General features: G+C 54.9%; 24 protein-coding genes. 15 read left to right on the top strand and 9 right to left on the bottom strand.

Annotated features, from left to right (window positions below; translation table 11 throughout):
* Window positions 1–19 precede the first annotated feature (19 nt).
* Genes flgD through flgB form a run of 3 tightly spaced genes read right to left on the bottom strand, consistent with a single transcriptional unit; the run spans window position 20 to window position 1,566 of the window.
* Window positions 20–730 carry a flagellar hook assembly protein FlgD gene (gene flgD / locus ELK40_RS08845; protein WP_111965533.1) on the bottom strand — a complete coding sequence of 237 codons (711 nt, stop codon included), beginning with the start codon at window positions 728–730 and terminating at the stop codon, window positions 20–22.
* An 11-nt stretch (window positions 731–741) separates the two neighbouring features.
* Window positions 742–1,146: a flagellar basal body rod protein FlgC gene (flgC, locus tag ELK40_RS08840; RefSeq protein ID WP_008500814.1), complete on the bottom strand. Its 405-nt coding sequence runs from the start codon at window positions 1,144–1,146 to the stop codon at window positions 742–744.
* Window positions 1,147–1,149: 3 nt separating this feature from the next.
* On the bottom strand, window positions 1,150–1,566 hold the full coding sequence (gene flgB / locus ELK40_RS08835; protein WP_023311135.1) for a flagellar basal body rod protein FlgB: 417 nt from the start codon (window positions 1,564–1,566) through the stop codon (window positions 1,150–1,152).
* 157 nt (window positions 1,567–1,723) lie between these two features.
* Between flgB and flgA the strand changes: the two genes are divergently transcribed.
* The 3 genes from flgA (at window position 1,724) to flgN (ending at window position 3,200) form a co-directional block, all read left to right on the top strand.
* Complete coding sequence (gene flgA, locus ELK40_RS08825) at window positions 1,724–2,383, top strand: flagellar basal body P-ring formation chaperone FlgA (RefSeq protein ID WP_115874724.1); 660 nt, start codon at window positions 1,724–1,726, stop codon at window positions 2,381–2,383.
* Between the two features lie 93 nt (window positions 2,384–2,476).
* A complete protein-coding gene (flgM, locus tag ELK40_RS08820) occupies window positions 2,477–2,770 on the top strand; it encodes a flagellar biosynthesis anti-sigma factor FlgM (protein ID WP_023311133.1) in 294 nt (97 codons plus the stop codon).
* Window positions 2,771–2,774: 4 nt separating this feature from the next.
* Window positions 2,775–3,200, top strand: a complete 426-nt coding sequence (gene flgN / locus ELK40_RS08815; protein WP_008500818.1) for a flagella biosynthesis chaperone FlgN — start codon at window positions 2,775–2,777, stop codon at window positions 3,198–3,200.
* A gap of 59 nt (window positions 3,201–3,259) precedes the next feature.
* Here flgN and murJ read toward each other — a convergent pair whose 3' ends face one another.
* The 4 genes from murJ to rimJ form a co-directional block, all read right to left on the bottom strand.
* The gene (murJ, locus tag ELK40_RS08810) at window positions 3,260–4,795 is read right to left on the bottom strand and encodes a murein biosynthesis integral membrane protein MurJ (RefSeq protein ID WP_127730382.1); all 1,536 of its coding nucleotides are present in this window, start codon (window positions 4,793–4,795) and stop codon (window positions 3,260–3,262) included.
* A 129-nt stretch (window positions 4,796–4,924) separates the two neighbouring features.
* The gene (locus tag ELK40_RS08805) at window positions 4,925–5,848 is read right to left on the bottom strand and encodes a Gfo/Idh/MocA family oxidoreductase (protein ID WP_127730380.1); all 924 of its coding nucleotides are present in this window, start codon (window positions 5,846–5,848) and stop codon (window positions 4,925–4,927) included.
* A gap of 2 nt (window positions 5,849–5,850) precedes the next feature.
* Entirely contained in the window at window positions 5,851–6,501 is a 651-nt protein-coding gene (locus ELK40_RS08800; protein WP_115874722.1) for a YceH family protein, read from the bottom strand.
* A gap of 9 nt (window positions 6,502–6,510) precedes the next feature.
* Window positions 6,511–7,095: a ribosomal protein S5-alanine N-acetyltransferase gene (rimJ, locus tag ELK40_RS08795; RefSeq protein ID WP_008500822.1), complete on the bottom strand. Its 585-nt coding sequence runs from the start codon at window positions 7,093–7,095 to the stop codon at window positions 6,511–6,513.
* A 236-nt stretch (window positions 7,096–7,331) separates the two neighbouring features.
* On the opposite strand from rimJ, the gene mdtH reads away from it, so the two are divergent.
* From mdtH to ELK40_RS08750, 9 genes are all read left to right on the top strand, one after another.
* Window positions 7,332–8,540: a multidrug efflux MFS transporter MdtH gene (gene mdtH / locus ELK40_RS08790; RefSeq protein WP_127730378.1), complete on the top strand. Its 1,209-nt coding sequence runs from the start codon at window positions 7,332–7,334 to the stop codon at window positions 8,538–8,540.
* A gap of 123 nt (window positions 8,541–8,663) precedes the next feature.
* Window positions 8,664–9,224: a lipoprotein gene (locus ELK40_RS08785; RefSeq protein WP_127730376.1), complete on the top strand. Its 561-nt coding sequence runs from the start codon at window positions 8,664–8,666 to the stop codon at window positions 9,222–9,224.
* A gap of 127 nt (window positions 9,225–9,351) precedes the next feature.
* Window positions 9,352–10,398: a dihydroorotase gene (pyrC, locus tag ELK40_RS08780; RefSeq protein ID WP_127730374.1), complete on the top strand. Its 1,047-nt coding sequence runs from the start codon at window positions 9,352–9,354 to the stop codon at window positions 10,396–10,398.
* A gap of 74 nt (window positions 10,399–10,472) precedes the next feature.
* A complete protein-coding gene (gene dinI / locus ELK40_RS08775) occupies window positions 10,473–10,718 on the top strand; it encodes a DNA damage-inducible protein I (RefSeq protein ID WP_008500826.1) in 246 nt (81 codons plus the stop codon).
* Between the two features lie 273 nt (window positions 10,719–10,991).
* The gene (gene bssS / locus ELK40_RS08770) at window positions 10,992–11,246 is read left to right on the top strand and encodes a biofilm formation regulator BssS (RefSeq protein WP_008500827.1); all 255 of its coding nucleotides are present in this window, start codon (window positions 10,992–10,994) and stop codon (window positions 11,244–11,246) included.
* A 116-nt stretch (window positions 11,247–11,362) separates the two neighbouring features.
* Window positions 11,363–12,481, top strand: a complete 1,119-nt coding sequence (gene solA, locus ELK40_RS08765; protein WP_127730369.1) for an N-methyl-L-tryptophan oxidase — start codon at window positions 11,363–11,365, stop codon at window positions 12,479–12,481.
* A gap of 60 nt (window positions 12,482–12,541) precedes the next feature.
* Window positions 12,542–12,655, top strand: a complete 114-nt coding sequence (locus ELK40_RS08760) for a YceO family protein (protein WP_032639612.1) — start codon at window positions 12,542–12,544, stop codon at window positions 12,653–12,655.
* 208 nt (window positions 12,656–12,863) lie between these two features.
* On the top strand, window positions 12,864–13,430 hold the full coding sequence (locus tag ELK40_RS08755) for a cytochrome b (protein WP_111965848.1): 567 nt from the start codon (window positions 12,864–12,866) through the stop codon (window positions 13,428–13,430).
* A gap of 1 nt (window position 13,431) precedes the next feature.
* On the top strand, window positions 13,432–14,010 hold the full coding sequence (locus ELK40_RS08750; protein ID WP_045401851.1) for a YceI family protein: 579 nt from the start codon (window positions 13,432–13,434) through the stop codon (window positions 14,008–14,010).
* Window positions 14,011–14,051: 41 nt separating this feature from the next.
* Here the strand turns inward: ELK40_RS08750 and ELK40_RS08745 are convergent, their stop codons facing one another.
* Entirely contained in the window at window positions 14,052–15,101 is a 1,050-nt protein-coding gene (locus ELK40_RS08745) for a rhodanese-related sulfurtransferase (RefSeq protein WP_115874717.1), read from the bottom strand.
* A gap of 221 nt (window positions 15,102–15,322) precedes the next feature.
* On the opposite strand from ELK40_RS08745, the gene ELK40_RS08740 reads away from it, so the two are divergent.
* From ELK40_RS08740 to ELK40_RS08730, 3 genes are all read left to right on the top strand, one after another.
* Window positions 15,323–16,249, top strand: coding sequence for a Kdo(2)-lipid IV(A) acyltransferase (locus tag ELK40_RS08740; protein WP_115874716.1), 927 nt, complete (start codon window positions 15,323–15,325; stop codon window positions 16,247–16,249).
* Window positions 16,250–16,389: 140 nt separating this feature from the next.
* Window positions 16,390–17,607, top strand: a complete 1,218-nt coding sequence (mdtG, locus tag ELK40_RS08735; protein WP_115874715.1) for a multidrug efflux MFS transporter MdtG — start codon at window positions 16,390–16,392, stop codon at window positions 17,605–17,607.
* Window positions 17,608–17,704: 97 nt separating this feature from the next.
* Window positions 17,705–18,079 carry a MysB family protein gene (locus tag ELK40_RS08730; protein WP_023311118.1) on the top strand — a complete coding sequence of 125 codons (375 nt, stop codon included), beginning with the start codon at window positions 17,705–17,707 and terminating at the stop codon, window positions 18,077–18,079.
* 6 nt (window positions 18,080–18,085) lie between these two features.
* On the opposite strand, the gene ELK40_RS08725 is transcribed toward ELK40_RS08730, so the two are convergent.
* A complete protein-coding gene (locus tag ELK40_RS08725) occupies window positions 18,086–18,313 on the bottom strand; it encodes a YceK/YidQ family lipoprotein (protein ID WP_032650824.1) in 228 nt (75 codons plus the stop codon).
* Window positions 18,314–18,351: the final 38 nt, after the last annotated feature.

Here is an 18,351-nt window from a genome sequence, read left to right as displayed (position 1 = left end):
TCCTGATAAGTGTTAAGGCTTAGATAATCTGCCGAACTTCGTCGAGTGTGGTGGAACCAGAGGTTCCCAAATCCAGTTTGTTGCCGTCGCTTCCTTTAATCACGCCCTGGACCAGCGCGAACTGCAGCGGCTGCGCCACCAGCTGGGTCGTCCCGTTGCTGGCGCTGATCGCTACTTTGTAAGAACCGTTTGGTGCTTTAGTGCCGTCGGTCAGGCTGCCATCCCACGTAAAGGTGTGAACGCCCGCCTTCAGCTCACCGATATCAATGGTGCGCACGACCGTGCCGTTGCTGTCGGTAATGGTTGCGGTAACTTTCTCCGCCGCCTGCTGCAGCTCAACGCCAAACGGCGTGGTGGTTGTTGTGGTGTTCCCTTCAGTGGTGCTGGTGCCTGCCAGAATCGTGGTTCCCGGGATCATCACCCCGTGACCAATCAGGCTCGCTGCCTGCAGAGACTGGCTGCTGCCAATCTGGCCGGAAACGGCACCGAGGGTAGTGTTGAGCTTCTCAATGCCGCTCACGGTGCTGATCTGCGCAAGCTGCGTGGTCAGTTCGTTATTCTGCATTGGGTTGGTGGGATCCTGGTTCTTAAGCTGCGCCACCAGCAGCGTCAGAAAGCTGCCCTGAAGATCGGAGGCATTGCTTCCGGTCAGGGAGTTAGAACCCGTCGTACTCTTCGTGTTATTAACACCCGAGTTCGTAGGATCATTCACATTTACGGCGATGGACATGCATGTCTCCTTTACTGGCCGAGAGTGAGTGTTTTGAGCATCATGCTCTTCACGGTATTAAGCACTTCGACGTTGGCCTGGTAGCTACGGGAAGCCGACATGGAGTTCACCATCTCACCCACCACATCCACGTTTGGCATTTTCACGTATCCGCTGGCATCCGCGAGCGGGTTACCCGGCTCATACACCAGCCTGTCCGGCGCCTGGCTCTCTACCACATCAGACACCTTCACACCGCCCGTCGCCGCGCCTGGCGCCGCATCGACCTGAAAGACAACCTGTTTGGCACGATAAGGCTGGCCGTCAGGTCCGGTTACGCTGTCGGCGTTCGCCAGGTTACTGGCGGCCACGTTCAGGCGTTTGGACTGCGCGGTTAACGCCGAACCGGCAATATCAAAAATATTCAACAAGGCCATCTATCAGTTCCCCCCCTGCAGGACGTTCATCATGCCTTTGATTTGTCCGCCGAGTACGGTCAGGCCCGTCTGGTATTTCAGGCTGTTATCGGCAAACTGCGTACGCTCCCGGTCCATATCCACGGTGTTACCGTCGAGTGAGGGCTGATCGGGAATGCGGTAAAGTAAATCGGTCGCTGGCGCGGTCATCGCCTGAGCAGGAATATGGCGAGAGGATGTCATGGCGAGTGCAACACCCGTTCCTTCGGCACGTCCACGCTCCATCACCTTTTTGAGTTCACTGGAAAAATCAATATCGCGCGCCTGAAACCCTGGGGTATCGGCGTTAGCGATGTTGGCGGCTAAAATCTCCTGCCGCTGGGCGCGTAAGTTGAGCGCTTCCTGCTGAAAACGTAACGCGGCGTCGAGTTTATCGAGCATGTCTCCTCCGCTGATGGCAAAATTTCAGTTCACAGCTTAAATCTCACCCGGTCTCCCCTATCGACGGAATAAGCGCAAAATGCGTCGCTATTTATTGCGTTGATGCAAAACCACTGCAGGTAAAATTCATTCAACTCTGGAAACGGTGGAACTTGCGATGCAAACGTTAAAACGTGGCCTGGTGGCAGCTTTCTTGCTGTTTAGTCCTCTGGTGCAGGCTGATGGCTTACAGGATCGGCTGACGGCTTTTTTTGCTGAAAAACTGGCAGGCTTTAGCGATGACGTTACCGTTACCGTGCGCACGCCACCGAATCTGTACCCGACGTGTGACCAGCCGTCCTTCAGCGTGGTAGGGTTCACAAAGCTCTGGGGGAATGTGAACGTGCTGGCACGCTGCGCCAACGAAAAACGCTATTTACAGGTTGCAGTTCAGGCGACGGGCAATTATGTTGTCGCCGCCGTGCCCATTGCGCGCGGCAGCGTGCTGCAGACGAACAGCGTGACGTTAAAACGCGGGCGTCTGGATCAGCTGCCGCCACGCACCATGCTCGATATGAACCAGGCACAGGACGCCGTCAGCCTGCGTGATGTCGCCCCCGGCCAGCCGATACAGCTCTCAATGCTGCGTCAGGCATGGCGGGTAAAAGCGGGTCAACAGGTGATGGTGGTGGCCAACGGAGATGGCTTTAGCATCAACAGTGAAGGGAAAGCGTTAAACAATGCCGCGGTGGCGCAAAACGCCCGCGTCAGAATGTCCTCAGGCCAGGTGGTGAGCGGAACCGTCGATGCTGATGGGAATATTCTGATTAACCTATAATCTTTTTAAAGATTTCGCTGCGCGTGCCGATAAATATTCCACTAATGATGATATCAGGCGCAAACGCCGCGAACCCTCGATGAGGACAACACTATGAGCATTGATCGTACATCAGCCCTGAAGCCGGTAAGCGCTGTACAACCTCGCGAAACGAATGACGCTCCTGCGCAGAAAACGCGTCTGGAAAAACCGTCAACGTCCAACAGCACCAGCGTTACCCTGAGCGACGCGCAGGCAAAACTGATGCAGCCAGGCAGCAACGATATCAATATGGAACGTGTTGAAGCGCTGAAAACGGCTATTCGTAACGGTGAGCTGAAAATGGACACCAGCAAAATCGCTGACGCCCTGATTCAGGAAGCACAGAGTTTCTTACAGAGTAACTAACCGTATGAGTCGACTGTCAGAAATACTGGATCAAATGACGGTTGTTCTTAACGACCTGAAAACGGTAATGGACGCTGAACAACAGCATCTCTCTTCCGGTCACATCAACGGCAGTGCGCTGCAGCGTATTACTGAAGATAAGAGTTCACTCCTGGCGACGCTGGATTATCTGGAGCAGCAGCGCCGCGCTGAGCAGGATCCTAAGCGTAGCGCCAATGACGATATTATTGAGCGCTGGCAAACCATTACCGAAAAAACCCAGCATCTGCGCGATCTTAATCAGCACAACGGCTGGCTACTGGAAGGTCAGATTGAGCGTAACCAGCAGGCGCTTGAGGTATTGAAACCGCATAAAGAAACCGGACTGTACGGTGCGGATGGTCAGACAGCGACTGCGCGTATTGCGGGAGTTAAAAAGATTTCGATTTGACGCCTGAGCGACAAATCATGCAGCGGGGAGCACCATAAGGTGAACTCCCCTTTTGGTGTTTATGCCGTACGGCGGGCAAACTCTTTCACTTTGAACCCCAGCACCGCGAGCGTGGCAAAATAAGCCACCACCCCGACGCCTACCACGGCCATCAGCCGCATCAGACGGTAAGGCATGGTGCCCAGGGACCATTCCGGCATCACGTACATCATGCCAAGCAGCGCGGCAGACATTACCAGTACCGCAACGATCAGACGCGCCAGGAAACTCCCCCAGCCCGGCTGCGGCGTGAAAATATCCTGCTTGCGCAGCTGCCAGTATAACAGCCCGGCATTCAGACAGGCCGCCAGACCAATCGATAATGACAGGCCTGCATGCTTCAGCGGACCAATAAACGCCAGGTTCATCAGCTGCGTCATAATCAGCGTCACGATGGCAATTTTCACCGGCGTTTTGATGTCCTGACGCGAGTAGAACCCTGGCGCCAGCACCTTGACGACGATCAGCCCCATCAATCCGACCGAGTAGGCAATCAGCGCGCGCTGGGTCATGGCAGCATCAAAAGCGGTGAATTTGCCGTACTGGAAGAGCGACACCGTTAACGGTTTAGCCAGAATACCCAGCGCCACCGCGCTTGGCAGGGCCAGCAGGAAGCAGAGACGTAATCCCCAGTCCATCAGGCGGCAATATTCATCGTGATTGCCGCTGGCAAAACTTTTCGACAGCGACGGCAGCAGAATGGTCCCCAGCGCCACGCCCAGCACCCCGGACGGAAATTCCATGAGGCGGTCGGCGTAGTACATCCAGGAAACCGAGCCGGACACGAGGAAAGAGGCAAAGATGGTGTTGATGATAAGCGAGATCTGGCTGACTGAGACGCCGAGAATGGCGGGCCCCATCTGCTTGATCACGCGCATCGCCCCGGCATCTTTGAAATTGATGCGCGGCAGCACCAGCATGCCGATTTTTTTCAGATGCGGCAGCTGATACGCCAGCTGCAGCACGCCGCCGACGGTGACCGCCCAGGCCAGCGCCAGCACCGGAGGGTTGAAGTGCGGCGCGGCGAACAGGGCAAAACCGATCATGCTGACGTTGAGAAACGTTGGCGCAAACGCCGGTACAGAGAAGCGGTTCCAGGTATTCAGGACAGCCCCCACCAGCGAAGCCAGCGAGATGAGCAGAATATAGGGGAAGGTAATGCGCAAAAGCTGCGAGGTCAGGGCAAATTTGTCAGCCGTATCGGCAAACCCGGGCGCGGTCACCATAATCACCCAGGGCGCGGCCAGCATCCCGAGTACGGTCACCACAGCTAAAGCCAGCGTCAGCAATCCGGAGACATAAGAAACAAAGACGCGCGTCGCGTCTTCACCCTGCTTGCTTTTATATTCCGCCAGAATGGGCACGAATGCCTGGGAAAACGCCCCTTCAGCAAAAATACGACGCAGCAGGTTCGGCAATTTGAAGGCGACGAAAAAGGCGTCCGTGGCCATCCCTGCACCAAATACCCTTGCCACAATGGCGTCGCGTGCAAAACCCAGCACGCGGGAAAACATGGTCATCGAGCTGACGGCCGCCAGCGATTTTAATAAGTTCATTAACGTGAATTTCCAGAACCATACGGATTTCCAGGACGGGCAAGCGTAAGCGCCACCCGGCAAAGCCTACAAGCGGCGCTTAGTCTACCCGGATTTCAACGAATTACTATCCGCAGATGTTACAGCGAGTTATTCACTCATGGCATCGCGCCAGAGCCTTTCTACAATGCGCTGCGCCATAATGGCCTGCTCGCCGGACGTTTCAGGAACCGTCTGATTATGCACGCAGGTGATAAAGTGGCGGGCGCATCCTGCGAAACCGCGCTGCTCGAGGGTGCTCTGCCAGCCTGGCGCCGGGAGCGTCACCACGCCGCTGCCCTTCTCTTCCCGCCACTCGCGCATGTCCGTAATGTCGTACAGCGCGCCGTCGGTCACCGCCTGCACGGATTCACGCTGGCTACCCGCCCGGCGGTGCATGCTGGTGGTAATCTGAAGATGCTCAACGGAAAAGTGGTGTTCAGCGTAGACCATTTGCCCCTGATCGTTTGTCACGATGGTGCCGCTTTTCAGCTGCGCATTACCGTTGGTCAGCCACAGCGCCGTATCCACCACATGCAGGTAATCATCCAGAAGGGTAAACCGCAGATCGTTTGGCCCAATGCTGTCGGTACGGTGTTTATCCATTCGCAGCGAGGCAAGCGTGCCCGACTGCGCCTTAAGCTGCTGGTAAAGCGGCGCGAAGCGGCGGTTGAAGCCCACCATCAGCGTCAGTTTTTTGCGCGCCGCCAGTTCGATCAGACGTTCCGCGTCCGGAACATTTTCCGCCAGCGGTTTATCCACGCAGACGTGAACCCCCGCATTGAGCAGCTCGCTCACCACCTGATAGTGAGTTGCCGTTGAGGTATGCACAAAAACCGCATCACACTCGCGGGCCAGAACCTGCAGGGAGGCAGCGTACGGAATGCGCCAGGTTTCGCAGATACGTTCTGCCTTTTCTCGCGTGGGTGACCATGCCCCTTGCAGGGTCCAGTCCGTCGCCGCACCTAAAACAGGCAGCCAGGCTTTTTGCGCGATGCCGCCCAGCCCCACCACGCCTACGCGTAATTTTTTCACCGTCAGTCTCCCAGATGTGCCAGCAAGGCATCCAGACGCTGTTTCAGCCCGGCGACCTCTTCTTCCAGCGCTTCTACGCGCGCGGCAAGAGTGTCTGTGCCTGCTGAGGATACCGCGTCGCTCTCCACGGTAGCGACATCGACGTCGCCGCTGAACAGATGCATATAGCGGCTTTCACGTTTGCCCGGCTCGCGCGCCAGACGCACCACGTACGGGCCGTCTTCGCGAGAAGCCAGCCCTTCCAGGGTCTGCTCGACCTCCTGCATATCGCTGAACTCATGCATACGGGAAGCGCGCGTGCGCAGTTCTCCCGGCGTCTGCGCCCCGCGCAGCAGCAGCGTGGTGATGACCGCCACTTCCGCGCTGCTCAACTTCAGGTCACCGAATTCGGAGTTACAAAAGCGCTGTTCGTACTTGGTCACGCGGTTGCCGAAGCCGCTGACGGTGCGCAAATAGTGGCGTTTTACCAGCGCATCCAGCACGTCCTGAACGTCATGCTCGCTGAGGTTCATCACCGGCTCGCGGTTGGTTTTCTGGTTGCAGGCCATGGTCACGGCGTTGACGGAGAGCGGATACTGCTCCGGCGTGGTGACCTGTTTTTCGAGTAAGCACCCAATCACGCGCGCTTCTGTACCGTTTAGCTGATACTTCATCTTTTCTCCTTAACGACCTGCGGTCCAGTCCCGGGTGGTTAACGCCGTCAGAACGTGGTCGCGCCACTCTCCGTCAATCAGCAGATAGTCTTTGGCGTAGCCCTCTTTCTCGAACCCTAAACGCGCCAGCAAATTGCCGCTGCGCTGATTATGCGGCATATAGTTCGCCATGATGCGATGGATATGCTGCGTGCGTTGCATATAGCGGATCGCCACCGTTAACGCCTCGTACATCAGCCCCTGCCCCTGCCATTTCTGGCCGATGGAATACCCAAGGTAGCAGGCGTGAAACGACCCGCGCACCACGTTTGAAAAATTGGCGATCCCGATAATCTCTTTCTCTTCGGGATCCAGCAGCGCGAAATAAAACGCGCTGCCCTGCTTGTGAAATTCCGTAATCATGCTGAGACGCGCCTGCCAGCCGGAAGGGTAACAATGGCTCTCATCCCGAACGGGTTCCCAGGGTTTTAAAAACTGGCGATTCTCGGCGTAATAATCCGCCAGACGCCAGGCATCACGCTCATGCACCAGACGAACGACCAGCCTGTCCGTTGTCAGACGCACTTTTGGCACATTACTGCGATAGCCAAACATCGATCCCACTCCTTCCCGTCACTTCTGCTTACCCATTAGCTTTACTATACCTGCGCCTGCGCCGTCTGTGAAAACAGTGACATACCATTTTGCTCGCTTTTCACTATTTTCGATGAGAACTCTCTATCAAAGCAGCCTTTTGATAAAAAAATATTGTCACGCCCGGGGGTGGGAAAAAACGCGGCGACACCGCAGAATGTTAGCGTGCTCACCATCTTATTTTCCCTGGAGGGAAAATGTCCCGCGTATCACAGGCCAGGAGCCTGGGTAAATATTTCCTGCTCGTCGATAACATGCTGGTCGTGCTCGGCTTTTTTGTCGTTTTTCCCCTTATATCGATCCGCTTTGTCGATCAAATGGGCTGGGCGGCATTAATGGTCGGCATTGCCCTGGGGCTACGCCAGTTTGTCCAGCAGGGTCTGGGCGTCTTTGGCGGGGCTATCGCCGACCGCTTTGGCGCTAAACCGATGATCGTTACCGGTATGCTGCTACGCGCGGCAGGGTTTGCCACGATGGCGGTCGCCCAGGAGCCCTGGCTGCTCTGGTTCTCCTGTTTCCTCTCCGGCATCGGGGGCACGCTGTTCGATCCGCCACGTACCGCGCTGGTGGTGAAGCTGATTCGCCCTCAGCACCGCGGCCGTTTCTTCTCGATTCTGATGATGCAGGACAGTGCCGGGGCGGTTATCGGCGCCCTGCTGGGAAGCTGGCTGCTGCAGTATGACTTCCGTCTGGTCTGTGCGGCTGGGGCGGTGCTCTTTATTCTGTGCGCGCTGTTTAATGGCCTGTTCCTGCCCGCCTGGAAGCTGTCGACGGTCAAAGCGCCGGTCCGGGAAGGGCTTGGCCGGGTCCTGCGCGACAGGCGTTTTGTCACCTATGTGTTGACCCTGACGGGATACTACATGCTGGCCGTACAGGTCATGCTGATGCTGCCGATCATGGTTAACGATATTGCGGGCACGCCTGCAGCCGTAAAATGGATGTACGCCATTGAAGCCTGCCTGTCGTTAACGCTGCTTTATCCAGTTGCCCGCTGGAGCGAGCGACGTTTTCGTCTGGAACATCGCCTGATGGCCGGGCTGTTTCTGATGACGCTGAGCATGATGCCGATCGGCCTGGTGAACACGCTCCAGCAGCTGTTTACGCTGATTTGCACGTTCTATATTGGCTCAATCATCGCCGAGCCTGCCCGCGAAACGCTGAGCGCCTCGCTTGCGGATGCGCGTGCGCGCGGCAGCTATATGGGGTTCAGCCGCCTGGGGCTGGCGCTCGGCGGTGCATTAGGTTACGCCGGGGGCGGCTGGTTGTTTGATGCCGGCAAAGCGTTAAATCAACCTGAACTCCCGTGGATGATGCTGGGCGCGGTGGGCTTTATGACGCTACTCGCCCTGTGGTGGCAGTTCAGCCAGAAACGCAGTGCGAGCGGCATGCTCGAGCCTGGCGCGTAGCCTTTCCCTCGGGCGGGAGCCTCTCCCGCCCCACTTCTCAGTTTTTTCTGCTGGTTTCTGCCAATTCACGCTGACATACTGGCGTAACAGGACAGAAGCGCCGATTTTTCGTTGAGGAACACTATGAAGAAAATTGTCTTTGCCGCTGCATTAGTTGTCAGCGGCCTGCTGGTTGGCTGTAACCAGCTCACGCAATATACCGTCAGTGAACAGGAAATTAATCAGGCGCTGGAAAAACATAACAATTTCTCGAAAGACATTGGCGTGCCGGGACTGGCGGACGCGCATATCGTGCTCACAAACCTGAGTAGCCAGATCGGACGTGAAGAGCCAAACAAAGTCACACTGGCCGGTGATGCGGACCTCGATATGTCCTCCCTGTTTGGCAATCAGAAAGCCAACATTAAGCTCAAGCTGAAGGCTCTCCCTGTTTTCAACAAAGAGAAAGGGGCGATTTTCCTGCAGGAGATGGAAGTGGTCGATGCGCAGGTGTCTCCGGATAAGATGGCACCGGTTCTGCAAACCCTGATGCCCTATCTGAACCAGTCGCTGCGTAATTATTTTAACCAGCAGCCCGCGTACGTCTTAAGTGAAGACAAAAGCAAGGGTGAAGCCCTGGCGAAAAAATACGCAAAGGGCATAGAGGTGAAACCGGGCGAAATTATCATTCCTTTCACCGATTAACCTGAAGGGCGCTGCGGCGCCCTTTTTTTTCACGGAAAAGTGTGCAAACGAAAACGTTTCCGCTTATGATTTGTGTCCGGCAAAAACAGCCATCCTTATGACTGATTCCTGACAAGCCGGAGCTTCCATGACTGCACAACCCCAGGTTCTTAAAATCCGCCGCCCTGACGACTGGCATATCCATCTGCGCGATGGCGATATGCTGAAAACCGTCGTGCCTTATACCAGCGAAATTTATGGCCGCGCGATTGTCATGCCTAACCTGGTTCCACCAGTCACCACCGTCGATGCCGCGATAGCCTATCGCCAGCGCATCCTGGATGCCGTGCCTGCGGGACACGATTTTACCCCGCTGATGACCTGCTATCTGACCGACTCGCTGGACCCGAACGAAGTGGAGCGTGGGTTTAACGAAGGCGTCTTTACGGCAGCGAAACTCTACCCGGCGAATGCCACCACCAACTCCAGCCACGGCGTCACCAGCATTGATGCCATCATGCCGGTTCTGGAACGCATGCAGAAACTGGGTATGCCGCTGCTGGTCCATGGTGAAGTCACGCACGCGGAGATTGATATCTTCGACCGTGAAGCCCGTTTTATCGAGACCGTGATGGAGCCTTTGCGCCAGCGCCTGCCCGCGCTAAAGGTGGTATTTGAGCATATCACCACCAAAGACGCGGCAGAGTACGTGCGTGACGGCAACGATCTTATCGCTGCCACCATTACGCCACAGCACCTGATGTTTAACCGTAACCACATGCTGGTGGGCGGGGTGCGCCCTCACCTCTACTGTCTGCCTATCCTCAAACGCAACATCCACCAGCAGGCGCTGCGCGCGCTGGTCGCCAGCGGGTTCTCCCGCGCGTTCCTCGGTACCGACTCCGCGCCTCACGCCCGCCATCGTAAAGAGGCGAGCTGCGGCTGTGCAGGCTGCTTCAACGCCCCAACGGCGCTTGCCAGCTACGCAACCGTATTTGAAGAGATGAACGCGCTGGAACATTTCGAAGCATTCTGCTCCCTTAACGGCCCGCGCTTCTACGGCCTGCCGGTCAACGACACCTTCATCGAGCTGGAGCGGAAAGCGAGCCACGTTGAGGAGTCCATTGCCCTGACGGATGACACGCTGATCCCATTCCTGGCGGGCGAAACCGTAAGCTGGACGGTAAAACGTTAAAAAATCAATCCCCCTTGTTGTCAAACAGATAATATACCTGTATAAATAAACAGTATATTGCACAGGGGGCATTTATGCGTATTGAAGTCACCATAGCCAAAACTACCGTTCTGCCTGCCGGCGCGCTTGATGCACTGGCAGGCGAATTATCCCGCCGTATTAACAACACCTTTCCCGATAACGCGGGCGCCGTAACGGTGCGTTACGCCGCGGCGAACAACCTCTCCGTCATTGGTGCTGCGAAAGAAGATAAAGATCGCATCAGCGAAATCCTGCAGGAAACGTGGGAAAGCGCTGACGACTGGTTTATCACAGATTAACACTGCTCCCTCATTGTGTTTTTTGCCGGGTCGCCCCGGCTTTTTTTTGTCTGTAAATCCTGCAAGTTCAAATTAATTCGGCATCTTCTTTAAGAATCGTGAACAAGATGGTGTTTTATTGTTCGAACAATCCTAAAAAGCAGAAAAATGTGTTGCCAGCTGTTTATTTTTCCCGTCGGAACCCTTATTACTTGGTATACTGAAGATGCTTTCAGAAAAACATGCATTGAACCTCAGAGCCGTTGTCTTCTAACACGCATTAAGGGGGTTATAATGGAAAAGAATAGTGAAGTGATCCAGACCCATCCACTGGTTGGCTGGGATATCAGTACCGTAGATAGCTACGATGCGCTGATGCTGCGTTTGCACTACCAGACCCCGAATCAACTCAACCGTGAAGAAGCGGAAGTTGGACAGACGCTGTGGCTAACAACAGACGTCGCCCGTCAGTTTATTTCTATTTTAGAAGCAGGTATTGCAAAAATAGAATCTGGCGACTATCAGGAAAATGAGTATAAACGGCACTAAGCTTATGCCCACTTTTCTCTCTACAGGCACCCTCGCGGTGCCTTATTTATTTCTCCCTTGTCTAACCCCGCGTTGTTAATTACTCTGCTAACAAAACGTCAGTTTATGAGATGCATATGAAATACGACTTAATCATTATTGGTAGCGGCTCCGTGGGTTCCGCCGCCGGTTATTACGCAACACAGGCAGGCCTGAAGGTCCTGATGATCGATGCCCACCTTCCTCCTCATTCAGAGGGCAGCCATCATGGCGATACCCGCCTCATGCGCCACGCGTATGGAGAAGGCGAGCGCTATGTACCGCTGGTGCTTCGCGCCCAGACGCTGTGGGACGAGCTGGCGAAGCAGACCGAAGAGCGTATTTTCGAGCGTACCGGCGTTATCAACCTTGGCCCTTCCCATTCTGATTTTCTCGCCAGCGTCGAGCGCAGCGCAAAAGCCTTTAATCTTGATGTCGAGAAGCTGGACGCGACGGGCATTACCGCGCGCTGGCCTGAAATTACCGTCCCCGACGATTACATTGGCCTCTTTGAAGCCCACTCCGGCGTGCTGCACTGTGAAACGGCGATCAAAACCTGGATCGATCTTGCCGCGAAAGCCGGCTGCGCGCAGCTGTTTAACTGTCCGGTAGAGGCCATAACCCATGACGATAATGGCGTCACGGTAACGACTATTGACGGCGACTATTCAGCGTCCCGCCTGCTCGTCAGCGCAGGAACCTGGGTCACGCGCCTGCTGCCGGAACTGCCTGTCCAGCCGGTGCGTAAGGTCTTCTCCTGGTTCCAGTCGGATGGGCGCTACAGCGCGCAGAATAAATTCCCGGCCTTTACCGGCGAATTGCCGAATGGCGATCAGTTCTACGGTTTCCCTTCCGAGAAAGACGCGCTGAAAATCGGTAAACACAACGGGGGCCAGGTTATCTCCTCCCCTGAAGAGCGTAAACCCTTCGGCGCCTGGCCACAGGATGGTTCAGAGGCCTTCTCGTTCCTGCGCAATATTCTTCCAGGCGTTGGCGGCTTGCTGTATGGCGCGGCCTGTACCTACGACAACACGCCGGATGAAGACTTTATAATTGATACCCTGCCAGGGCATGACAACGTCCTGCTTATCACCGGGCTGAGCGGCCACGGCTTTAAGTTTGCTTCCGTGCTGGGTGAAATCGCCGCGCAGTTTGCCCAGGGCATCACGCCGCAGTTTGATCTGACGCCCTTCTCCCTCTCGCGTTTTAAGGGATAATCCGCTACGGGCTCCGGACGTCCCGGAGCCCGTTTCATTTACACTGCATGTTGGGGCGTTATGCGCAGGATAGTTAACTTTCTTATGAATAATATTCGCGAGCATTTTATGCTCTATATCTTACTGTGGGCGCTGCTGGCCATTATTGATTTTGTTTACATCGTATTTTATTGAAAACCATGATTGACAATAATTGACGTTTATTTAGGTTTGCTGAAACTCTCAATTTCATCTTGCACGAAGACATTGAATTACATTTATTGATCCTGTTCAAAAACGCTGAAATAAATAAAATAAAAATCAATAGACAATTATTTCAGTTGCAATATCACCTCTTCCCGTCCATTTTTACCTTTCGGTTAATATGAAAATGGACATTCTGATGCAATTGCGTAACTCCTCCCGGCGCTACGGAATAATATCCATAAGTTTGCACTGGATATTTGCTCTAGCCGTCTACGGTATGTTTGGACTTGGGCTCTGGATGGTCACGCTCAGCTATTACGATGGCTGGTATCACCAGGCGCCAGAGTTGCATAAAAGTATTGGTGTCCTGCTGATGCTGGGGCTGGTCTTCCGCGTGATCTGGCGACATATCTCCCCGCCGCCCGCCGCGCCAACGTCTCACAGCAAATTTACCCGCGTTAGTGCAGTCGCCGCGCATATTGCCCTCTATGCGCTGCTGTTTGCCATCCTGATTAGCGGCTATCTCATTTCGACGGCTGACGGTAAGCCGATTAACGTTTTTGGCCTGTTCGAGGTTCCGGCAACGCTTAGCGATGCCGGGGCGCAGGCCGATACGGCGGGGGTAGTTCACCTCTGGCTTGCCTGGAGCGTGGTGATCCTGTCCGTACTTCACGGGCTTGCCGCCCTCAAGCACCATTTTATTGATAAAGACGATACGCTAAAGCGCATGCTTGGCCGCTCGTCAGTTGACTCTGGAGCATAAAATGAAAAAACACCTGCTGGGTATCGCCCTGGGATCTCTGTTATTCACCGCCGGTTCCGCCGTGGCGGCGGATTATAAAATTGATAAAGAGGGCCAGCACGCTTTCGTCAATTTCCGTATTCAGCACCTGGGCTACAGCTGGCTGTACGGCACCTTTAAGGATTTTGACGGCACGTTCACCTTTGACGAGAAAAATCCCGCGGCCGATAAAGTCAATGTGACGATTAATACGAACAGCGTCGACACGAACCACGCAGAGCGCGATAAACACCTGCGCAGTGGGGAGTTCCTCAACGTCGCGAAATTCCCGCAGGCGACCTTCACTTCTACTGAGGTGAAGAAAGACGGTGATAAGCTGAATATTACCGGCAACCTGACGCTTAACGGCGTAACAAAACCGGTCACGCTTGATGCTAAATTACTGGGTCAGGGTGACGATCCGTGGGGCGGTAAACGCGCAGGTTTTGAAGCGGCAGGGAAAATTCACCTGAAAGATTTTAATATCACAACGGATTTAGGCCCGGCGTCTCAGGACGTGGAGCTGATTATTTCCGTTGAAGGGGTACAGCAGAAATCATAATAACTTCGCCCGGCTGGCTTTCACCGTGCCGGGCTTTTTTATCATTCCGGGTCAGGGATACCCAGTTTGGTATTCAGACGACCGCGTGATTTATTAAAAATCTTGTTGCCGTTTTCACGTCCTGCGCGACGGCGACGCTGCTCTTCTTCCGGCAGGATGCTCTCTTCACTGCACAGCTCGCTACAGCAGCCGTTAAACTTCTCGGCACAGGCCGGGCACTGAATGAACAGCAGATGGCAGCCGTCGTTTTTGCAGTTGGTGTGGGTATCGCACGGCGCGCCGCACTGGTGGCACTGGGCAATAACGTCTTCAGAGATACGCTCACCCATCCGCTCGTCAAAGACAAAGTTTTTCCCGATAAAGCGTACCGGCAACCCCTGCTCACGGGCGCGACGAGCGTACTCAATAATGCCGCCTTCAATGTGCCAGACCTTATTGAAGCCGTTGTGCTTCATCCACGCGCTGGCTTTCTCACAGCGGATACCGCCGGTGCAGTACATAACGATCTTTTTATCTTTATGCACCTGCATCATCTCAACCGCTTTGGGCAATTGCTCGCGGAAGGTATCAGCCGGGATTTCCATCGCGTTCTCGAAATGCCCCACTTCGTACTCATAGTGGTTACGCATATCAATGAATACGGCATCCGGATCGTCCAGCATCGCATTCACTTCCGCCGCCTTCAGGTATTCACCGACGTCCGACGGGTTAAACTCAGGATCGTCGATACCGTCCGCCACGATGCGTTCACGCACCTTCATGCGCAGCACCCAGAAGGATTTCCCGTCATCATCCAGGGCAATGTTCAGGCGTAAGCCGTCGAGTGCAGGGTCAAACTGATAAAGTACGTCACGGAAGGCGCTGACTTTGCTTTCCGGTACGCTAATCTGCGCGTTGATGCCTTCACGGGCAAGGTAGACGCGGCCGAAGACGTTAAGCGCCGTGAACGCCTGATAAAGCGCATCGCGGGTCGCCTGCGGATCGTCGATCGTGAAGTATTTATAGAATGAGATGGTTGTGCGCGGTTCGGTTTCAGCCAACATACGCGCTTTTAACATCTCATTCGAAACGCGGTTATGTAACACTGGCATGGTGTACAGTCCTGGATTCGTTAGAGAGAATGAAAAATCGGTCGGCATCATATAGCAAACAAAACCAATTTACATCCACACAATTTACGCTACATTTCACACACCCTGATTAATCAGGCTTAACAATTGCTGTAATCGTGCACGCTTCGAAAGCAGATATTTTGGCTACGTCTCAAAAAATGAGACACTAGCAAAACAGGACGTTTGAACACAGGAAAGACATGACCCAGTTACCAAAATTTACTGCCGCCCTTTTGCATCCCCGCTATTGGTTGACCTGGCTTGGCATCGGCTTTTTATGGCTTCTGGTACAGCTTCCCTACCCTGTTATTTTTCGGTTGGGTAAATTTCTGGGCCGCTTCGCGCAACTGTTTATGAAACGTCGAGCCAGAATCGCGTACCGCAATCTTGAGCTGTGTTTTCCGCAGATGAGCGAGTCAGAGCGTCACGATATGGTTGCGAAGAATTTCGAATCCGTCGGGATGGGCCTTATGGAAACCGGCATGGCGTGGTTCTGGCCGGACAAACGCATGGCTCGCTGGAGCGAGGTGACGGGCACCGGCATGGATCCGGTGCATACGCTTCAGGCCAACCAGACGGGCGTTCTGCTGATTGGCGTCCATTTCCTGACGCTTGAAATCGGGGCGCGCATGTTCGGCATGCAGGCGCCGGGCATTGGCGTTTATCGCCCTAACGATAACCCGGTCATCGATTTAATCCAGACCAACGGCCGCATGCGCTCCAACAAAAGCATGATCGACCGTAAAGATCTGAAGGGAATGATCCGCGCGCTGAAATCCGGTGAAGTGGTCTGGTACGCCCCCGACCACGACTATGGCCCGCAGGCCAGCGTATTTGTCCCCTTCTTCGCCGTTGAAGAGGCCGCCACAACGACCGGAACCTGGATGCTGGCGCGGATGTCCAAAGCCGCCATCGTGCCTTTTGTTCCCCGCCGTAAGCCGGATGGTTCAGGCTACGAGCTGATGATGCTGGAGCCGGAACTCGCGCCGCCGCTCGACGATGCGGAAACTACCGCGCGCTGGATGAACAGCGTTGTGGAGAAGTGCATTATGCTGGCGCCCGAGCAGTACATGTGGTTGCACCGCCGCTTTAAAACGCGGCCACAAGGCACGCCGTCTCGCTATTAATTCTCATGCGGCCCTCAGGGCCGCATGCTGTTTTAGCTTTAAAAGCTCCCCCTCATTGCGGCATTCATAACCCAGGCGCATAATTAGCAGGCTTATTACTTCATGCTTCAGGTGCTCAGCACCTCATTATGCGGATTGTTATGTCACCCTCAGATGCCCCCATAAACTGGAAGCGTAACCTCACGGTTGCGTGGCTTGGTTGTTTCCTCACCGGCGCGGCGTTTAGCCTGGTTATGCCTTTCCTGCCGCTCTACGTCGAACAGCTGGGCGTGACGGGCCACAGTGCGCTCAATATGTGGTCCGGCCTGGTATTCAGCATCACGTTCCTGTTTTCCGCGATAGCCTCACCCTTCTGGGGCGGCCTTGCCGACCGCAAGGGGCGAAAAATCATGCTGCTGCGTTCGGCGCTGGGGATGGCCATCATCATGGCGCTGATGGGCGTGGCGCAAAACGTCTGGCAGTTCCTGATTTTGCGCGCGCTGCTGGGCCTGCTGGGAGGATTTATTCCCAACGCGAACGCCCTGATTGCCACACAAATTCCCCGCCATAAAAGCGGCTGGGCGCTGGGCACGCTCTCAACCGGCGGCGTGAGCGGTGCCCTGCTGGGGCCACTGGCCGGCGGACTCCTGGCCGATAGCTATGGACTGCGGCCGGTTTTCTTTATCACCGCCAGCGTGTTGTTCCTGTGCTTCATCGTCACCCTGCTCTGTATTCGTGAAAACTTCACGCCTGTCGCCAAAAAAGAGATGCTCCACGCCAGGGAAGTGCTGACCTCGCTCAAAAATCCCAGACTGGTGCTGAGCCTGTTCGTGACGACAATGATTATCCAGGTGGCTACCGGGTCGATTGCCCCTATTCTGACGCTTTACGTTCGCGATCTGGCGGGTAACGTCAGCAACATTGCATTCATCAGCGGACTCATTGCATCCGTGCCCGGCGTAGCGGCGCTGCTGAGCGCCCCGAGGCTCGGAAAACTGGGGGACCGGGTGGGTCCGGAAAAAATACTGATCTGCGCGCTGGTGATTTCCGTCCTGCTGCTTATCCCGATGTCGATGGTGCAAACGCCATGGCAGCTGGGCGTTCTGCGCTTTTTACTGGGTGCAGCCGACGGCGCGCTGCTGCCCGCCGTTCAGACCCTGCTGGTCTACAACTCTACAAACCAGATTGCCGGGCGTATTTTCAGCTATAACCAGTCGTTCCGAGACATCGGTAACGTCACCGGACCGCTGCTCGGGGCTGGGGTCTCCGCCAGCTTCGGTTTTCGCGCCGTCTTTATCGTGACGGCGGGCGTCGTGTTGTTCAATGCCATTTATTCATGGTTTAGTTTATCCCGCGCGTTACGGCCGGTGACGGAATAAGACGAACGCCTGACAGCTTATTTTCGTATTCATACTTGCAGAATCAGATATTCAGCTATTCTTTCCCTGAAACCTTCTGGAAAACAGGGAGACACCAATGACCATGTACGCCACGCTGGAAGAAGCTATTGATGCCGCTCGTGAAGAGTTCCTCGCCGACAACCCCGGCGTTGAAGAAGAAGATGCTGACGTGCAACAGCTTAATATCCAGAAATACGTTCTGCAGGATGGGGATATTATGTGGCAGGCCGAATTCTTTGCCGATGAAGGTGAAGAAGGGGAATGTTTGCCGATATTAAGTGGTGAAGGTGCGCAGGCCGTCTTTGACGGCGACTATGACGAAATCGAACTTCGGCAGGAATGGCTGGAAGAGAACACCCTCCACGAGTGGGATGAGGGTGAGTTTCAGCTCGAGCCGCCGCTTGATACGGAAGAAGGTCAAACCGCAGCCGATGAGTGGGACGAACGTTAATGTAGGTTATTCGTAAGGGCCGTGGCTGGCATCAATCGGCAGCAGCAGCGTGTCGAAAATCAGCGAGAACGGCAGATCGAGCACGGTCAGGTAGCGCCATGCGGAATCACGGAGATCCCATTTCACGCCAGGGTAATACTGATTCCCGTGGCCTTGCCCTGGAATGGTGCGACTGATGATACTGCCGCAGCCGCTGAGCAGGCATGCCATCAGTACGACGATGATTATTTTCATGAGTAACCTCTAAAAAAATACCGGCGATTAAGCCGGTA

It is taken from the genome of Enterobacter sp. N18-03635, assembly GCF_004006055.1.
Lineage (GTDB): Bacteria > Pseudomonadota > Gammaproteobacteria > Enterobacterales > Enterobacteriaceae > Enterobacter > Enterobacter vonholyi.
Note: the sequence above shows the minus strand (reverse complement) of the source record. Positions and strands in the feature narration are given on the sequence as shown.